General features: G+C 32.6%; 23 protein-coding genes and 1 other annotated feature. Of the genes, 1 reads left to right on the top strand and 22 read right to left on the bottom strand.

From position 1 onward, the window contains the following. Positions 1-5: 5 nt before the first annotated feature. From recJ to IEU88_RS04015, 16 genes are all read right to left on the bottom strand, one after another. Positions 6-2,282, bottom strand: coding sequence for a single-stranded-DNA-specific exonuclease RecJ (gene recJ, locus IEU88_RS04090; RefSeq protein WP_115342124.1), 2,277 nt, complete (start codon positions 2,280-2,282; stop codon positions 6-8). Positions 2,283-2,512: 230 nt separating this feature from the next. Beyond that, positions 2,513-4,789 carry a protein translocase subunit SecDF gene (gene secDF, locus IEU88_RS04085; RefSeq protein WP_096809318.1) on the bottom strand — a complete coding sequence of 759 codons (2,277 nt, stop codon included), beginning with the start codon at positions 4,787-4,789 and terminating at the stop codon, positions 2,513-2,515. A gap of 318 nt (positions 4,790-5,107) precedes the next feature. Next, complete coding sequence (yajC, locus tag IEU88_RS04080; protein WP_019468514.1) at positions 5,108-5,368, bottom strand: preprotein translocase subunit YajC; 261 nt, start codon at positions 5,366-5,368, stop codon at positions 5,108-5,110. An 18-nt stretch (positions 5,369-5,386) separates the two neighbouring features. After that, positions 5,387-6,526 (bottom strand): tRNA guanosine(34) transglycosylase Tgt, encoded by a 1,140-nt coding sequence (gene tgt, locus IEU88_RS04075; protein ID WP_096809316.1) that lies wholly within the window; start codon positions 6,524-6,526, stop codon positions 5,387-5,389. 20 nt (positions 6,527-6,546) lie between these two features. Beyond that, on the bottom strand, positions 6,547-7,572 hold the full coding sequence (queA, locus tag IEU88_RS04070) for a tRNA preQ1(34) S-adenosylmethionine ribosyltransferase-isomerase QueA (protein WP_096809314.1): 1,026 nt from the start codon (positions 7,570-7,572) through the stop codon (positions 6,547-6,549). A gap of 2 nt (positions 7,573-7,574) precedes the next feature. Then, positions 7,575-8,576 carry a Holliday junction branch migration DNA helicase RuvB gene (gene ruvB, locus IEU88_RS04065; RefSeq protein WP_096809312.1) on the bottom strand — a complete coding sequence of 334 codons (1,002 nt, stop codon included), beginning with the start codon at positions 8,574-8,576 and terminating at the stop codon, positions 7,575-7,577. A gap of 35 nt (positions 8,577-8,611) precedes the next feature. Continuing rightward, a complete protein-coding gene (gene ruvA / locus IEU88_RS04060) occupies positions 8,612-9,214 on the bottom strand; it encodes a Holliday junction branch migration protein RuvA (protein ID WP_096809310.1) in 603 nt (200 codons plus the stop codon). 12 nt (positions 9,215-9,226) lie between these two features. Then, positions 9,227-9,682: an ACT domain-containing protein gene (locus IEU88_RS04055; RefSeq protein ID WP_103373182.1), complete on the bottom strand. Its 456-nt coding sequence runs from the start codon at positions 9,680-9,682 to the stop codon at positions 9,227-9,229. A gap of 11 nt (positions 9,683-9,693) precedes the next feature. Continuing rightward, positions 9,694-10,986, bottom strand: coding sequence for a GTPase ObgE (gene obgE / locus IEU88_RS04050; protein WP_096809308.1), 1,293 nt, complete (start codon positions 10,984-10,986; stop codon positions 9,694-9,696). A gap of 130 nt (positions 10,987-11,116) precedes the next feature. Beyond that, positions 11,117-11,401: a 50S ribosomal protein L27 gene (gene rpmA, locus IEU88_RS04045; RefSeq protein ID WP_042738496.1), complete on the bottom strand. Its 285-nt coding sequence runs from the start codon at positions 11,399-11,401 to the stop codon at positions 11,117-11,119. An 11-nt stretch (positions 11,402-11,412) separates the two neighbouring features. Further along, positions 11,413-11,733 (bottom strand): ribosomal-processing cysteine protease Prp, encoded by a 321-nt coding sequence (locus IEU88_RS04040; protein WP_096809306.1) that lies wholly within the window; start codon positions 11,731-11,733, stop codon positions 11,413-11,415. 2 nt (positions 11,734-11,735) lie between these two features. Continuing rightward, positions 11,736-12,044: a 50S ribosomal protein L21 gene (rplU, locus tag IEU88_RS04035; protein ID WP_019468505.1), complete on the bottom strand. Its 309-nt coding sequence runs from the start codon at positions 12,042-12,044 to the stop codon at positions 11,736-11,738. A 12-nt stretch (positions 12,045-12,056) separates the two neighbouring features. Further along, positions 12,057-12,130, bottom strand: a sequence feature (ribosomal protein L21 leader region). A 29-nt stretch (positions 12,131-12,159) separates the two neighbouring features. After that, positions 12,160-12,684, bottom strand: a complete 525-nt coding sequence (gene mreD, locus IEU88_RS04030) for a rod shape-determining protein MreD (protein WP_096809304.1) — start codon at positions 12,682-12,684, stop codon at positions 12,160-12,162. Next, positions 12,684-13,526: a rod shape-determining protein MreC gene (mreC, locus tag IEU88_RS04025; protein ID WP_096809302.1), complete on the bottom strand. Its 843-nt coding sequence runs from the start codon at positions 13,524-13,526 to the stop codon at positions 12,684-12,686. Before mreC ends, mreD begins: the two co-directional genes overlap by 1 nt. 483 nt (positions 13,527-14,009) lie before the next feature. Beyond that, a complete protein-coding gene (locus IEU88_RS04020; RefSeq protein WP_170006960.1) occupies positions 14,010-14,168 on the bottom strand; it encodes a hypothetical protein in 159 nt (52 codons plus the stop codon). Between the two features lie 67 nt (positions 14,169-14,235). Further along, positions 14,236-14,694, bottom strand: coding sequence for a DUF4930 family protein (locus tag IEU88_RS04015; RefSeq protein ID WP_096809300.1), 459 nt, complete (start codon positions 14,692-14,694; stop codon positions 14,236-14,238). Between the two features lie 147 nt (positions 14,695-14,841). Here IEU88_RS04015 and IEU88_RS04010 point away from each other — a divergent pair, with 147 nt between their 5' ends. Beyond that, positions 14,842-15,021: a hypothetical protein gene (locus IEU88_RS04010; RefSeq protein WP_096809298.1), complete on the top strand. Its 180-nt coding sequence runs from the start codon at positions 14,842-14,844 to the stop codon at positions 15,019-15,021. A gap of 54 nt (positions 15,022-15,075) precedes the next feature. Here the strand turns inward: IEU88_RS04010 and IEU88_RS04005 are convergent, their stop codons facing one another. The 6 genes from IEU88_RS04005 to IEU88_RS03990 all read right to left on the bottom strand — a co-directional run bounded on the left by IEU88_RS04005 (position 15,076) and on the right by IEU88_RS03990 (position 18,649). Further along, positions 15,076-15,351 (bottom strand): hypothetical protein, encoded by a 276-nt coding sequence (locus IEU88_RS04005; protein ID WP_096809296.1) that lies wholly within the window; start codon positions 15,349-15,351, stop codon positions 15,076-15,078. Between the two features lie 119 nt (positions 15,352-15,470). Then, positions 15,471-16,148 (bottom strand): RadC family protein, encoded by a 678-nt coding sequence (gene radC / locus IEU88_RS04000; protein WP_103373714.1) that lies wholly within the window; start codon positions 16,146-16,148, stop codon positions 15,471-15,473. A 784-nt stretch (positions 16,149-16,932) separates the two neighbouring features. Beyond that, the gene (locus IEU88_RS13830; protein ID WP_308669854.1) at positions 16,933-17,076 is read right to left on the bottom strand and encodes a hypothetical protein; all 144 of its coding nucleotides are present in this window, start codon (positions 17,074-17,076) and stop codon (positions 16,933-16,935) included. After that, entirely contained in the window at positions 17,073-17,525 is a 453-nt protein-coding gene (locus IEU88_RS13825; RefSeq protein WP_308669853.1) for a DUF4037 domain-containing protein, read from the bottom strand. Before IEU88_RS13825 ends, IEU88_RS13830 begins: the two co-directional genes overlap by 4 nt. An 8-nt stretch (positions 17,526-17,533) precedes the next feature. Continuing rightward, positions 17,534-17,752 (bottom strand): nucleotidyltransferase domain-containing protein, encoded by a 219-nt coding sequence (locus tag IEU88_RS13820; RefSeq protein WP_308669852.1) that lies wholly within the window; start codon positions 17,750-17,752, stop codon positions 17,534-17,536. A 36-nt stretch (positions 17,753-17,788) separates the two neighbouring features. Continuing rightward, positions 17,789-18,649, bottom strand: a complete 861-nt coding sequence (locus tag IEU88_RS03990) for an AraC family transcriptional regulator (protein WP_174221769.1) — start codon at positions 18,647-18,649, stop codon at positions 17,789-17,791. Between the last annotated feature and the right edge of the window lie 82 nt (positions 18,650-18,731).

Genomic DNA, 18,731 nt, shown 5'->3' with positions numbered 1-18,731 from the left:
TCCTATTATTCTACCAATTCAGCCTTAAACCATTGCTTCAAGCGATTAAAATCTTCATAAAGCAATAACTTTTCAACTTCTATCCTATCAAGACGATTTTGATAATATTTACTTGTTGCAATGTCACGTTTTGTCGAAACACTGTTTAGCATTATTATACCATTTTCATCTTTAATAAACTCTAAATCTAAGAAAACTTTTAAGATAAATTTAAGCATACTCGGTTGAATATTAAGAAACTGGCTTAATTGCATACCTTCCTTAGCTAAATTTGTTTCTTTCTTAGACGCTAGTGCTTTAAAACATTGTTTAAACGTCTCCATTTTTGGCATACCTTCAAAATATATAGAACGTTCATGATTTAGCACAAGATAAATTTGAGATACGTCAACTGTTTTTAAAGTAGTTTTTAATTCAGTGATTGATGTAGGTAAATCTCTAAATACATATTTATCATATTTATTAATAATGTCCTCACCATAATAGTAATAATTCTCACCTAATTTTTCACTTTTTTTATGAATTAAATAAGCAACGTCTTCAGCATCAGCATTTAACTCGCTCACTTTACGTTTACTTCTATAATCCAATATCTGCAAATTATTACTCGCTAAATCTGCAACCATAAATTGTGGAGATTGAAATCCATTCCATTCATTAATTTGTAAAGTACCTATTAAATTAATCGGCTGTTGTACACCTAGTTCTTTAACTAAATAGCCATTTTGCCAAAAAATAGCCTGTAATTGACTATCCCCTAATACAAGTTTTAAATGATTTTTGTCTTGACCAATACCTTTTGCTTGTTGAACAATAATATCTTGTAATTCAAAACAAGGGCTGGAAAAATCTGTTCCAAATGGACGGAGCCTATGAATATCTTTAATATTTTTTATTGTAATATCACTTTCTAATATTTTTACATCCACTTTTTTCCGCGGTTCTAAAGAAGTCGTTTCTGCTAATTGAGCCATCCAACCGTTTAAACCATGTTGTAGATCTTGTATATTTTCGATTGGCATCGTAACACCCGCTGCCATATGATGACCGCCAAATTTAGAAATTAACTCTGAATGTGCACTTAAAATTTCAAACATCGAAACTTGGTCAATACTACGAGCTGAGCCCTTCGCATGGTTTTGCGCTTGATCAATGTTTAAAATTAATGTAGGAAGACTGTATGTTTCTACAATTTTTGAAGCTACAATTCCGAGTACGCCTTCATGCCAGTCCGGTTGTGCTAACAATAAGAACTTAGAACCATCTTGCACCTGTTGCTCTGCCATTACTAATGCTTCTTCGGTAATTTGTGAGACGATATCTTTACGTTCTTGGTTAAAAAATTCAACTTGTTCAGCTAAAAATTCCGCTTCTTCTTCAGTTTCTGTCATTAATAACTCGACAGCTAGTGCAGCATCTTCTAAACGACCTACTGCGTTTAAACGCGGGCCGATAACAAAACCAACAGTTTCTTCATTGATTTCATCATTGCAACCTGCTTGTTTTAAAATCGCTTTTATTGATAATGGACAGTGTTGATTTAACGCGTCTAAACCGCGTTGAACAAGTGAACGATTTTCATCCGTTAATGATACTAAATCTGCAATCGTTCCAATAGCTACTAAACCAAGAAAATGGGTTGGTGGTTCAGTCAATAAACACTGTGCCAATTTATACGCCACGCCAGCACCGCACAAATATTTAAAAGGATAATCAAACCCAGGATGCATTGGATGTACAATTGCATATGCGTTAGGCATTGTACGACCAATCTCATGATGATCTGTAACAATTACATCTACACCTAATTCTTGAATCATTTGGATTTCATCATGGCCTTGAATGCCATTGTCTACTGTTATAATTAGTGAAATGCCTTCCTCATAAGCGTTTTTAAAGGCCATCTCGTTAGGTCCATAGCCTTCAGAAAAACGGTTTGGAATATACCAACCTACATGCGCTCCAAGTGCTTTAAGTGTAGAAACTAATATTGTTGTAGAAGTGACACCATCAGCATCGTAATCACCATATACTAAAATTTTTTGGTTTTGATCTATAGCTAGATTAATACGCTCCACAGCCTTATGCATATCACTCATTGTCCACGGATCGTGCGCAATTTGTGTACCGTTTAAAAGTTCACGAATTGCAGTTTCTTCTGTTATCCCTTTACTTTCCAGAATTTTTTTTACAATAGGAGTTAGCTTTAAATCTGTTGAAACATCTTCTGTAATTTCAACTTCAGGTAATTTAACGTCCCAATTATATTTTGATTTAATCATACTATTCTCCCTCATTTCCACAAGCAATTATACAAAAGAAATTCAAAAATAAAAAGTAGTAACCTTTAATTTAGATATAGATTTGAGCTTCTTATTAACTGTTAAGGTATATCTATGAAATCTTACCATAATTTTTTAAATACAATTATTTGATTTGACCTGTTTCATAAAAAGTAAAAGCGACTAGATTCCAAATTGGAATTTAGTCGCTTTAATTAAAACTCAAGTTATTATACTAAGATTTTTTCATCGTTTGATTTTTTCTCTTTATAAACTATAAGTTTATGATCATCTGATTTTTTAAGTTGACGTTTTTTCATAATGCCCCACAGTGGCACGGCAATAAATACAGATGAGAATACACCACTTATGAGACCAATTAACAATGCTAATGAGAAATTAAAGATACTTGGTGCACCAAATGCAAGTAATGCAACAACTACAATTATAACAGTCAATACTGTATTGATGGAGCGTGTCATTGTTTGTCGAATCGATCTATTAACGATATCGTCTATTTGTGAAGGTTTGGTGATTACTTTAATTTTATGCAAGTTCTCACGTACCCTATCAAACGTTACAATTGTGTCATTGATGGAATAACCAATAATTGTTAATACTGCAGCGATAAATGTAATATCGATTTCAAGTCTAAACAGACTGAACACAGCGATAATCATAAATGCATCGTGTAGTAACGCGAGCACTGATGATAATCCCATGCGCCATTCAAATCTAAAGGTAATATAAATGATAATACCAATCGCGGCATATAATAAGGCCATCATTGCATTTTTAGCTAATTCCTGACCAATTACAGGGGAAACAGTGTTAACCGTTGGGTCATTGCCAAATGAATCATCAATGGTATTTTTGATTTTTGAAACTTCGTCTTTTGATAAATCATTTTTAAATTGTACTGTAACGTTTTTACCGTTTTCACCTAATGATACTTGTGTTGGTTTAAAGTTTTCATCTTCCAATGTTTGGGTCACTTTTGCTTCAGAGACTTTATCGTTTGATTCGAAGTCAACTCTTGTACCACTTGTAAAATCTATACCTAAGTTTAATTTGAAAACAAATAATATAACTGCACCAATAATCAATATGATAATACTTAAAGATAGTAATGGCTTAGCTAACTTCATGAAATCCCAACGTTCATATGGTGTTTTGAGGTCATGAACTTCTTTGCCTTCATTTATATCTGCAATGTTTTTCTTACTAACTCCAAATAACCAAGTAGATTTTTTAAAGTAATTTGAAGAAACTAGAAGTGATAGCAACCATCTTGATAAGAATACAGCTGTAACAAATATCATTAAGATACCAAGTAATAACATTGTGGCAAAACCTTTAACTGAGCTTTCACCAAAGAAAAACAGTACAGCAGCTGCAATTACTGTTGTAAGTTGCGCATCTACTATAGTTAAGAAGGAACTCTTATTCGCTTTTTTATAAGCTTGTTTAAGGGTTCGCCCAATTTTAAGCTCATCTTTAATCCGCTCGTACATAATAATGTTAGCATCTACTGCCATACCAACACCTAGTACTAATGCGGCTAAACCTGGTAAAGTTAATACGCCTGATATGAAATTAAATGCTACCAATGTTAAATAAATATAAACAGTTAGCGCAATAACTGCAACTAAACCTGGTAAACGATAAAAGCCTAGCATAAATAAGTAAATAACAGCTATACCAATTGCTGCTGCAAGTATCGTTTTATCTAGCGCATCTTGACCAAACTGAGCGCCTACAGAGTTAGAGTAAATCTCATTTAAGTCTACAGGTAAAGAACCAGAATTTAATAAATCAGCTATTTGTTTAGCTTCTTCAATACCTTCTTCCCCTTTAAAACCACCAGAAATTTCTACACTATCTGAATTAATCGGCTTATCTACTGATGCAGCAGATACATATTTAGGGTCTTCTTTATTCATTTCTTTATGATAAGTGTCACCTTTTTCGTGATCTAACCATACAACCATGACATTTTCATCTTTTTTAGAAATTTCTTCAGTTACTTTTTTAAATTTATCACTATCTTTTAATTTAAATGTAACTGCGGGTTCATTTGTATTCTGTTTAAACTCTTGTTTTGCGGAACCTTGTTGAATATCTTTACCCGTTAATTTGACGTTATCATTTGCGTCACGAATTGTTAAATTAGCTTGCGAAGACAAAATTTCTCTGGCTTGAGATTGGTTTTTCACGCCTGCTAATTGTACCCGAATTCTGTTTTTGTCTTCCACTTGAATTTTAGGTTCTGAGACTCCTAAAACATTCACACGGTTTTCAAGTGTTTTTGCTGTGGCTTTTACCGCTTTATCATCAATTTTATCTCCTTCTTGTAAAGGATCAACTTGGTATAAGACTTCAAAGCCACCTTGTAAGTCTAAACCGAGGCTGACATTCTTAACTACATTTTTATATGTAAGTCCTATTCCGCCTAACAATAGAACTACAAGTAATATAAATGCAACTATTCTACTACTTTTCTTCACTTGAACACCTCATTGTAAGCTTATGTTATCAATTCAAATTCAATCGCGTTTCTCTACGTTTAATAAATTGATTAAACTTTTCTAAATAACCTTTCATATTTTAACATATTACATTTAGTGTAAAAACAAACTTAACCTATTTGTAATTACTTTTTAAATGTAAGTGCTTCATATGTAATGTTTATTTAGTTTCGTTATTTATGCGATTTTGTCTATCTTTTATTATAACACCAACTATGACTTCAAAGTCCAATAACTTTAGGTTTTTATTAAACAAAAAACGAACTGATAGTAAATATCAGTTCGTAATTATCAATTTTATGATGGATCAACTTGTTTAATTGCTGGTTTTTCTAAAGTAATTTCAGTGCCATTACCATTTAAAGTTAATACAACAGTTGTTTCATCGACGCTACGGACAGTGCCTTTGATGCCACCAATAGTTGTTACATGTTGACCAGATGAAATTTGACTTATCATTTCACGATGCTCTTTTGCCTTTTTCTGTTGTGGTCTAATTAAGAAGAACCACATTAATACTAATAATAAAATCGGTAATATCAATGAAGTAAATTGCATAAAGTTATTTCTCCCTTTTTAAAAGTTTTTTGGGTTTTCTACATTAAGTCCATACTGTTCAAAAAATTCTTCTTTAAAATCAAGTAAACGATCATCGCGAATAGCTTGTCGAATGTTTTCCATTAATTTCAGCAAGAAATGTAAATTATGATAAGTAGTAAGACGGATACCAAAAGTTTCTTCTGCTTTTATTAAATGTCTTATGTAAGCTCTACTATAATTTTTACAAGTATAGCAGTCACAATTTTCATCAAGCGGGCCTAAATCTTCTGCGTATTTAGCATTTTTAATAGTCACACGGCCATGTGAAGTCATACATGTACCATTACGTGCAATACGTGTTGGTAAAACACAGTCAAACATATCCATACCTCTAATGCTGCATTCTATTAATGCATCTGGCGATCCCACACCCATTAAATAACGTGGCTTATCTTTAGGCATAAATTGTTGTGTATGTGATACCATATCGTACATTACAGGTTTTGGTTCCCCTACTGATAAACCTCCAATGGCATATCCAGGAAAATCCAATGCTACTAATTCTTCGGCACTTTGTTGTCTTAAATCTTTATATTCTCCGCCTTGAATAATACCAAATAATGCTTGATCTTCAGGTCTTTGATGTGCTTGTAAACATCTAGCGGCCCATCTACTTGTTCTTTCGATTGAATCTTTCACGTACTTATATTCAGCTGGCATAGGCGGGCATTCATCAAATGCCATCATAATATCTGAACCTAAATCATTTTGAATCTGCATTGATTTTTCAGGACTCAAAAATAGTTTAGAACCATTTGTATGATGACGGAATTCAACACCTTCTTCAGTAATTTTTCGTAAATTACTTAAACTGAATACTTGAAAACCACCTGAATCTGTCAGTATTGGACCATTCCAGTTCATGAACTGATGTAATCCCCCACTCTTTTTGATAATATCATTTCCTGGTTGTAACCACAAATGATATGTGTTTCCTAATATAATTTTCGCTTCCATCTGATGTAGTTCTTCTGGACTCATCGTTTTAACTGTAGCTTTTGTACCTACGGGCATAAACATGGGTGTTTCAAATGACCCATGTGGCGTATGTACAATGCCTAATCTAGCTCCAGATTGTTTACATGTTTTAATATGTTCATATGTTACCGCAGGCATACAAATGCTCCTTTCATTCCCTAAATAATTAACATTGCATCGCCAAAACTAAAGAATCTATACTCAGATTTCACGGCTTGATGATACGCATTTAAAATATAATCTTTTGTACTAAATGCAGAAACTAACATGACTAACGTTGATTTCGGTAAATGGAAATTTGTGATTAATCCATCTATCGCTTTAAATTCAAAGCCAGGAAAAATAAAAATATCAGTCCAACCACTATCTGCTACAAATTCATTATGAGATGCTCTTATTGTTTCTAAAGTTCTAGTAGATGTCGTACCTACTGAAATGACACGATGACCTTTCGCTTTTGTCTCATTTAACAAATCAGCTGTTTCTTGATCCATCTGATAATATTCGCTATGCATTTCATGATCATCTATATTTTCAACACTTACAGGTCTAAATGTACCTAATCCTACATGCAACGTAATAAAAGTTATATTCACGCCTTTAGCTTTGATCTGTTCAAGTAATTCATCTGTAAAATGGAGTCCAGCCGTTGGAGCAGCAGCTGATCCTGAGGCTTTAGCATATACTGTCTGATAACGATCTGGGTCATCTAACCGCTCTTTTATATATGGTGGTAATGGCATTTCACCTAGTTCATCTAATCGCTCTTGTAATATACCATCATAATCAAGGCGCATAATGCGTCCGCCTTGATTTAATTCTTCCACACATTCAGCTATTATTTTACCATCACCGAATGATAATTTATCCCCTGTTTTTATTCTTTTCGCTGGTTTCAATAATACTTCCCAATCATCGTCTTCAAGTTGTGTAAGCATCAACATTTCTACTTTCGCACCAGTTTCTTCTTTTAAGCCAAATAAGCGTGCTGGCATGACTCTCGTATCATTGAGTACTAATGTATCTCCAGCTTGTAAATAGTCAATTACATTTTTAAAGTATTTATGTTCAATATCTCCCGTTTTTCTTCCAAGGACAAGCAATCTACTCTCATCTCTATTTTTTAAAGGGGTTTGTGCAATTAATGATTCTGGTAAATGGTAATCAAAAGATTCAATATCCAAAACTATTCCTTCTTTCTATCCTTACTAAAGTGTTCATAGGCATAAGCTGTTGCTTTACGCCCTCTAGGTGTACGTTCGATAAATCCTTTTTGTATTAAAAACGGTTCATAAACATCTTCTATTGTAACGCGTTCTTCACCAATAGAAACAGCAATTGTATCTAAACCAACAGGTCCACCATTATATTGTTCTAATATACAATTCATCATTTTATGATCGATATAATCTAACCCTTCATCATCTACTTGTAGCAATGCTAGTGATTGTTTCGTCGTACCAATACTAATCAATTCATCTTCTTTAACTTGTTGGAAATCCCTTACACGCTTTAATAATCGATTAGCAACTCTTGGGGTACCTCTACTTCTCTTAGCTAATTCTATTGCACTTTCATCATCAATAGATGTGCCTAATACCTCTGCTGTACGAATGATAATTTCTTTTAATTCAGGTTCTTTATAATATTCCAATCTGAGATGAACGCCGAATCTATCACGTAAAGGTGCTGTTAAACTACCCGCTCTAGTCGTGGCACCAATCAATGTAAAAGGCGGTAAATCTATACGTATACTTCGTGCTTCTTCCCCTTTGCCAATAACAATATCTAAGAAAAAATCTTCCATAGCTGGGTATAACACTTCTTCAACTACGCTACTTAATCTATGGATTTCGTCGATGAACAATACGTCTCCGGGTTGCAAACTAGAAAGAATAGCTGCTAAGTCACCTGGGCGTTCAATAGAGGGACCAGAAATTGTTCTAATATTAACTTCCATTTCATTGGCAATAATATTAGATAAAGTCGTTTTGCCTAATCCAGGGGGGCCAAACAATAGAACGTGGTCTAACGGTTCTTGCCTAATTTTAGCTGCTTTTATAAAAACTTCTAAATTTGATTTAATCGTTGATTGTCCTATATATTGACGCAATCTTTCAGGCCTTAAAGATAATTCAAATGATGATTCCTCTTCGTGCATAGATTGATCTACCATTCTATCATCCATTGATCATTCCCCCTTCACTAAAATTCAACAAAAAACTAAGATATAAGTAACTGCAAACCTCGCTTAACAGCATCATCTACAGATTCAAAAGTTTCTTTGTTTAATGTTTTTTCTACTTTATTAAGTTCTCTCTTAGAATATCCTAATGCCTCTAAAGCAAGTAATGCTTCTTTTACGCTTTCAGAATTTTGATGTCCATTTTGATTCGCATTTAATAATTGACCGCTATCTTCTTCAGTCACTTGAACTTTACCCTTAAGATCCAAAACAATTTGGCGAGCAGTTTTTTTACCTATCCCGGGGAATTTTGTTAAATAAGCATCATTTTCGTTTTCAATCGCTATTTTAACTTCGTTTGGTGAACTACTAGCTAAAATTGCTAAAGCTGATTTCGGTCCAATGCCAGTAACTTTAATCAAACTGAGAAACATGTCTTTTTCTTCTTGGTTATAAAAACCATAAAGTAGTTGTGCATCTTCTCTTACAATCAACGATGTATGAATTAATATATCTTGGTCTTTATATTTTTGAAAACGATATGAATTGGGTGTTTGAATTTCATAACCTACACCAGCAGCTTCAAGCACTACGTGTGTAGGATTTAAAACAGTTAATGTTCCTTTAATATATGCGTACACAGTCACACTTCCTTATATAGTCATACTAATTAATTCAACATTAGAAATATGCTCAATCATTTTTAATGATTCCATCACTTCATCAATTTCTAAATCTGTATCTTTACCGTCTAACGATAGCGTAATAGTTGCTCTACCATCCATTGGTATACTTTGATGAATCGTTAACACTGACAAATTTAATTTAGAAAGTGTATTTAAGACTTCAGCTAACATGCCTATAATATCATTGACATACAATATCAAAGTAAACTCTCTTGTTTCTTCTAGTTTTTCATCTATAGGAAAGATAGTATCTCGATATTTATAAAATGCACTTCTAGATAAATCAAATTGTTTAACTGCTTCAAATATGGACAATGATGGATTGTTTTTCAAAACTTCTTTTATTTGTAAAGTTTTGACTACTGATTCTGGTAATACATCTTCACGGATTAAATAAAACCTTTTATTTTCTTTTTTGTCCATATTAAGCACTCCTATTCTACAAATTCGAATTCTCCGCCAAGTATTCTTACAATGTCTCCATTTTTACATCCACGTGCACGCAAGGCGTCATCGATGCCCATCGAACGCATTTGACGAGCAAAACGTCTTACAGCTGGATCGCTATTAAAGTCTGTCATTTTGAACATTCTTTCAATTGCTTTACCTCTTACGACATAAGCGGCATCATCATCTCTCGTAATTGTAAACGCGTCTTGACTAGGCGTATGTTTATAAACTACTCTATTTACGCCTAGATCTTCTTCCTCTTTATTGAAATCAATATCTTTCACTTCTTCTAATGTCTCAGCAATAGCGTATAATAATTCATCTATATGGTCATGCATAACTGTTGATAACGGCACAATACGGATATGTTCGTCATTGAGTTTTTCTTTAAAAATAGCTAGATTTTCCTCTGCTTCAGGTATATCCATTTTATTAGCTACAACAATTTGTGGTCTGTCTTCCAATCTATGCTCATACGCTTTTAATTCTTCATTAATTACTCGATAATCTTCATAAGGGTCACGACCTTCAGAACCACTCATATCAATCATATGCACAATAACTTTAGTTCTTTCCACATGTCTTAAAAATTGATGTCCTAATCCAATGCCTTCAGAAGCCCCTTCAATAAGCCCAGGCAAATCTGCCATCACAAAACTTCTATTATCTTTCGTAGATACCACGCCTAAATTAGGCTTGATCGTCGTAAAGTGATAAGCGCCGATTTTGGGTTTTGCTTTTGAAACTGTAGACAATAACGTAGATTTACCTACACTTGGGAAACCAACTAATCCGACATCCGCCAGTAATTTTAATTCTAAAGTAACCTCGATTTCTTCTCCTGGCTCGCCATTCTCGCTGAAATCAGGCGCTGGGTTTCTCGGAGAAGCGAAACGTGAATTACCACGGCCTCCTCTGCCGCCTCTAGCTACTGTTGCGCGTTGCCCGTTTTCTACTAAATCAGCTAACACTTCTTCAGTATCAACACTTTTAATAATCGTGCCTGGTGGTACTTTTAAAACTAAGTGTTCAGCATTTTTACCGTGCATATTACTACTCTGGCCACCTTCGCCTCTTTTAGCTTTGAAATGTGTTTGGTATCTAAAATCTAATAGTGTTCTTAGACCTTCATCCACCTCAAAAACAATTGAAGCACCGTCACCGCCGTCGCCACCAGCCGGACCACCAAATGGCACATATTTTTCTCTTCTATAGGCAGTTATACCATTACCGCCATCACCTGCTTTAAGTGATATTTTAACTTGATCGACAAACATGATTTCACCTCTTTTTTATAAAACTTAATTTACATATCTTTTATATTATAGCATTTTCTAGATAACTAGAAAATAAAGACAAAAAATAAACACCAGAAGTCATCACTTCTGGTGTTAACATTAACAAAAATTACTCAGCTGCTGCATAAACAGAAACTTGTTTTTTGTCTCGACCTTTACGTTCAAATTTAACAACGCCGTCGATTTTAGCGAATAATGTATCGTCGCCACCGCGACCAACATTTTCACCAGGATAAATTTTAGTACCACGTTGACGGAATAAAATAGAACCGCCAGTAACGTATTGACCATCAGCACGTTTAGCACCTAAACGTTTAGACTCAGAGTCACGTCCGTTTTTTGTAGAACTTACCCCTTTTTTAGATGCGAAGAACTGTAAGTTTAATTTTAACATTTGGTTGCACCTCACTTATAATTTAATCTAATATTTTCATTGTATTCTTCCTCAATGGTTTGCAAGGAAACTAACATTGCTTGAAGAATTAATTGCGCTTGTTCATTATTCGTATCGACACTTCTGACATGAAAGTGTCCGCCGTCTTCACTGTAATCAATATCAGGTTTCTCAGAGGTTAATCCTATTATAGCATTAACACTGCCAAAAATAACTGCAGATGCTCCGGCACATACGATATCATAACCATACTCGCCATGTTCGGCATGGCCGTCCATGATAACATCCGTTACTTGACCCGAATCGTTCAATGTAATATCTACATTAATCATAATTACGCGTTGATTTTGTCGATTGTTAATTTAGTGTAAGGTTGACGGTGACCTTTTTTACGTTTAGAGTCTTTACGACGTCTGTAAGTGAAAACAGTGATTTTTTTACCGCGACCTTGTTTATTTACTGTTGCAGTAACTGTTGCACCTTCAACTGTTGGCGCGCCAACTTTAACTGAATCTCCACCTACAAATAGTACTTTATCAAAAGTGAAAGAATCACCTTCATTTACGTCTAATTTTTCGACGAAAATTTCTTGTCCTTCTTCAACTTTTACTTGTTTTCCACCTGTTTCAATAATAGCAAACATACTTTGCACCTCCTATAATTTAAGTCACGCCAAATCCAGGTGACACCAATGTACTTAAACCTGAATCCGAGCGGTTGTATGTAGCTAGAAACTACTCAACTACTGCATTTTAGCATTACGACCTTTTACTGTCAATCTTCAATTGCAGTTTTTCAAGAAATTTTGCAATTAGTGGGTATAAAATAATTAACAAAATAAAGTTTAGTATAAGTGTAGGTACTAATCTAAAAACAATAAACTCAAATAGGTTAAAATGGACTAAGCCTAATACGCTATATATAATTGCTGCATACATTTCTAATACGATCGTACTCAATAGAATAATAGCAAACAGCATTGAATGATCTCTATAAAACACTTTAAAGAAGAAATCCATAATCACAACTAATAATATGTAACCAAATAAATACAGCCCGTAAAAACTACCAAAATATAAATCAGTCATAAGTCCGAACACGACCGACAATATAACGGCCACACCAGCGCTTCTGTAAACACTCATGATCAAAATGTACATGATGGTTAAGTGCGGCACGAATATAATTTCTTTCCCAGAGATTTGCATAGGTATAACAAGTGCGATTGCAGTATCTACATAAAAGAGGATAATACCAATTATAAAGTAGTAAAAAGCTCTCATTAATTCTCACCACTTTCGGTATCAGGTACTGTATTAGGGTTTCTTTTTGCTACATAAACATGACTTAAATCAGCTAAATCAGTACCAGTCTTCACTCTAACCTCTTTAGATAATCCATATTCATCATTTTCTACCTTAGATACTTCGCCTATGTATAAACCTGTTGGAAGTTGATCAGCTAAACCGCTTGTAACAACTTTGTCTCCTTTTTTAACACTGTCTTTATTATTTATATCTGAAATAACGAGTTCTTCCGTTTTTGAGTCATAATGATCAATAAGGCCGAACACATTTTTATCATCATGTTGGATATTAACTGACAAACGGTTAGCTCTAGTGTTAGTTGATATTAAATCCACTTGAGAAGAGAATTGGTTCACTTTAGATATACGACCAACTAAACCGTCTGAAGTCATTACTGCCATGTTGTTTTTAATCCCATCTTTTTTACCTTGATTAATAACTAAGGTGTTCATCCATTGATCGGGGTTTCTAGATAAAACTGTACTAGAAATCGGTTCGAATTTAGATATATCTTCTATATCTAATTCTTTTTTATACTTTTTATTTTCTGACTTTAATCTTTCATTTTCTGCTTCTAACTGTTTAATTTTGTTTGATTGATTTTTTGAATCACCATTCGAAAAAATATTGTTTATTGACCCAGTAATAAAATGAACAGGATAACTTACGGCTTTTTGACCAAAAGCCACTGTATCCCCTACGTACTGTTCAACATACGATTGTGATTGCGATCGCAATGATACACCAATTAAGGCGATAAACACGATGATTGCACATAATATGACAATCAATTTGTTGTTTCTAAAAAACTTTGACAACCTAAACACCTCTATTAACCAACTATTTTATCTTCTTCTTATCATTTTATATTACTACATAAATGAAATAAAGCGCGAACGTTAAGAATATAAAACAAAATTTACTTGTGAATCAAAAAGACACAAGCCCTATTTATTTTGTATTCAAACATAATGATATCTAGTATTATAGCAATAATTGCGGTGAATAGTGTATTATTTAGTATTAATTTAGACACTAAAATTAATTATTGATGAGAGTAATATGCAAAATAGTAAACATAGCTTAAACTCTAATTATATTTTGGACCAGTTTTATTCTTTTATAAAAAATAAGAGTGAGCAAAAACCAATCGTTGCTGAATTGATTTCATATACTCACTCTTATGTATATCTATGGCCTCAACCACATTGTTACTACATAATACAGAAACTAGTTTATTACTATTGATCGATCTACGTATCATACTAGCCACTTTCCTGCGTCTTTTTTAACAAATATTTTTATTGTTTTTCTTCATCTGATGATGTTTGAGAGTCACTTGATTTATTAGATTCCTTTTCATCATCTTTATATAATGTTTCTTCTTTTCGCCAACGAGCAAATAAATTTTGCGCTTTTGCTTGTTCATCCGCTTTTTTTTCATTAGATTTTTCACTCATATTAAACACCAACCTTTTCATATTACTTTCTTAAGGCTAACTTATTTCTTGTTAGAATTCAAACGCACTACTCATAATAAGAAGTAGGCTTGAGCTCTATATTTTCACCTAATTGATTAAGGTCTTGATTCATTTCTATTTCAGTTTTATATACTCTCATAGAGTCAGATCCAAACTTATAAATTATAAATTCATCTCCACGCTGTCCAGCTAAATAAGCATCGTTGTATCCCATTCTCTGAATACCAGAGACTGACATAAATTCACGTTTATCAATCCAATCAAACATGTTTTTAGTTTGGCTTAGCGGAACGTTGTTTAATATATCGTTATCTTCAACTGAATATCTTTGTCCACCAGTAAGATGTCCTTCATTAGCATTTTTTTGTAGGGATGATTCATCTTCATGCACTGGATTCCAATCTTGATCTTTTAAAAAAGGAGCATATTTGAGCGCGAAAAATACAATTACTATAATTGCTATAATTGCTATAATATTTTTGATAATGCTAAATATAAAACGCATGAACCATCCTCCTATTTTATTCATCAAAATTATAGTATTTTAAATTATAATTATCATCAGACTATAGGTGTATTTATATCTTAACTATAGACTGATGCATGTATTATGCATTAATATTAAAATATATTTAAAGGGAGTGAATAGACAATGAGTATTTTATCTATAATCCTGCTTGCACTCTTAGTTATCTTATTATTTAGAGTAGGCTTATCACTTTTAAGATTTTTAATATATATTGGTATAATTGTATTATGTATTTACCTTGGATACCAAGGGATTCTTTGGTTAATGGAAAACTATAATCAATTTTTCAATTTTATAAATTAAAATTTTAGCGCTTATAGACTTTTTGTCCATTAAGCGCTTTTTATGTATGCAAAACTAACGTCTATTTGTAAGGACTTGATAACAATAATAACATCCACATAATAATAATGCCCATACTACCCCAACAATGATACCACTTAGTAAAACAATAAAATAGGAAGTATTATAGTCTTTTACCATATTGAGTATCAATGTAGAAATTGTAACGCCAATCGTTGAAACGATAACTGTAACATATACATGCTTCATTCTAATAATTTGTTTCATTTTAATAATTTGCATTAAATATATAATAGGTAATAATAATGCTACTAACAGAATGCTTTCCAATATTTAACCTCCCGCATCGAAGAACATCAAATGCACTATAATAATTAAATATATCACGGCTATCTTTACAAATATAGTGATGAAAATATTATTTTAAAAACTACAAAATATTTTGAAATTTAATCAAAGTAACCCGCTTCCACCATACTCAGATATTCATGATCGCCTATAATTAAATGATCTAATAAGTCTATACCTAAAAGTGCGCCACATTCTCTTAACCGTGCAGTCGTTTTGATATCTTCTTTCGAAGGCGTTGTATCACCCGAGGGATGATTATGAAGTACGATAATTGCGTTGCTTGCACATTTGATTGCTTCACTAAAAATTTCACGTGGATGTACAATTGAAGAATTTAAAGTACCAATAAATATTGTTTTCTTTTTTATAATGACGTTTTTGGAATTTAAGAAAAGCGCAATAAATTTTTCTTGTGTTAAATGTTCCATCTTCCCCATCATAAAATCTGCCACGTCTTTAGGACTAGTGATTTGAATTTTGTCATCAACGCTTCCAGAATGCATGCGCTCACCAAGCTCAAATGCTGCTTTCAATATGAGCGCTTTATATATACCTACACCTTTTATTTTATTCAAATCATTTACAGATAACCCTTTTAATTCTTTTAAGCTACCTACTGATTTTAACAATTCATTAGCTATATCTAAACTTGAACACCCTTTTCTACCTGTATTAATTAAAATAGCTAATAATTCCGCGTGCGACAAACGTGCTGCACCATGGCTTAACATACGTTCCCTTGGTTTCTGATGATCCGCAAGCTCATTTATTCTCAATAAACAACAGCTCCTATTTATTATATTATTATGAAAAAGATTTGTTTAAAAAATGGGACATTACGATTTATGGTAGAAGGATTTAGAAGAGCTCATGATTTATATACATTTATTTTACTACAGTTAATATCGGTTGTTGACAGTTTTTTCATTAATTTTAAAATTGAGAGTTCGTTACAACAAGTACTTACTTTATATATTAAAATCACTCAAATATATTTTTAATAATGATGAAAAAGTAAGTTGAGATATAAATTCGCATGCTCATAATAAGAGAGCTAACCCTTTAGGTATTAGCTCTCTTATTATTTAATATCTTACGATTTTGACTATGCATGCCTGCCTGAAGTATGGTTCGAACCTATAGTTTCTCACTCGTACTATTCTCTCGAGCTTCAGCACGTTATAAAATCGTTACAAATGATGTATTTTAGTATAAAGAAATAAGGACCTTTCGTGTAATTTAATAAACATCACCGCTGTTTAGTTTATATATATTATAATATTTTCCGTATAATATTGGCAGTGATTTAGGCCGGCTCCTGCGGGAAGAGCACTAGCCGAAGACTATAGTATAAGATAGTGCTCGCGGAAAGCGTGCACAAAAAACTGCCAACAAAGTCGGAGACTTTGCCGACAGTTTGCACCCTAGGCATAGCGTATATTTTTTATATAAAAAATCCATCTTTTCCATATGGGATATACCTTGTTTTAAAAATGTTTGTTTAATAATATAACGCCAACAAAGGACTTTAACCTAATTCGATTACACAAAGATATAAAGCTATAAAGATTTAACTTCTTCGACTAAATCCTTTAAATCTTTTGCAGCTTTCTTCATTTTTTCGGAGTCACTTGAAATCAAAGTAATAACTGATTCAACGCTTTCTTTATACTTTTCTGGTTTGTTTATAAATGCTTGAATCATAAAAAACACTTTTTTTCATTAATACAATATGCGTTGTTTTTTGCAAAAATAACTTGATTTAAACAAGCTATACTTCTAAAGCAATGACTCGTTACATAAAAACTATCTTGTTTATCTACGTTGGCTTCAATAAACATCAAAGAAAAAGATGATTCAAATAAGAAAAATGATATAATAGCATGTTTCATTTTTTCCGGATAAATCTCTATTCGATTTTTTAATGCTTTCAATATTCCTTTAGAATCTAATAAAATTTGTGATATGGACAGTTCTCCCATATACATAACATTTAAATAACCATGGGGGTGGCCAGTTTGGTAGTGAATTGAAACATTTCCCTCTAAAGATTCATTAATAACTTGTCTTAACTTTTCAATATCTCGAAAAATAATATTTACATGATAGCCATCTATCACTAACGAACCACCACCATCAATCCATTCTCCCAAATTAGATATTAAATGCTTCTTTTTTCATCATTTAAATTAAAGGCAATATTTTCGATATCATTAATATTAAATTCTTTAGACTCATCGTAATAAAATCTAATATCAATATCGGAATCAGCACTATGGGTCCCTCTTGCCCTAGAACCACCTAAAACATCGCCTACTATACTCGGAACTCCAACCAACTCATTTTTTATATTATTTATTACATTGTCTACAATATCCAAACTAACGCCTCCTTGCGTTAGTGTTCATTTAATAATTTAATGACTAACTGCTACCCATATTTCGCTATAAGCAAAATCATTATTTGAACTATCAAACTTCGTAAAAGAAAACATTGGTACATCAGATAATGTATATTCTGTGTCTGGTAGCCATTCAGAGTATATTTTCGCGTAAGTGTCTTGTAAAGTTTTTGGAAATTCACCTTCATTTTCAAATACGACCCATTTGCTTTCATTGAAATGAATAACATCCATTTGACTGCTTATATCATTTTTAGTAGTTAAAACGCCTACCATATGAGTCAAATAACCTTCTTCTTTAGTGAAATCTTCATCAGCGTTGTAAGAAACATTTACAATTTCTTTTGGTTCCATATCTTGTAAATGGTGCATTTCTTTTTTTTGTTGTTCAGTTATACTATTTGCTAATTGATCAATGTCTTTATTAACACCTTCAAATTGCATAGGTACACGTTTTTGAATTCCTACTATATTAAATTTTGGTTGTTGTACAATTCTAGTTTTCATATTTATTCCTCCCGTAACATTAACAAAAAATGAAAGTTTTGGATATGAAATTAATACTTGATTTTCATGAATTTGAGATGGCAAATATCCGCTCCAAGCCTTAAAAGTTCTAGTGAAACCATCCATTGAATAACCATATTTTGTAGCCACATTTGTTACTGACTCATTATTCAGCAAATCTTTATTAGCAAAATATAATTTTCTTTTTTTAATGTATTCAGATAATCCAATACCACTTAAGAATATAAATAAATTTCTATAGTGTTGTGCAGGTAAACCAACAAAATTTGATATATCTAATAAATTTAATTCCTTAGTTAAATTTTCATCTATATAATCTATAGATTTGTTTAATTCATTTAAAATCATATCCATCACCTTTCAACTTTATAATAACTAATGACTAAAATGATTACTCGACAATTTATATATAAAAATAATCGTATATGCT

Origin of the sequence: Staphylococcus nepalensis (assembly GCF_014635045.1) — a bacterium.
Lineage (GTDB): Bacteria > Bacillota > Bacilli > Staphylococcales > Staphylococcaceae > Staphylococcus > Staphylococcus nepalensis.
The sequence above is the reverse complement of the archived record's forward strand: the minus strand, read 5'-3'. Positions and strand labels throughout refer to the sequence as shown.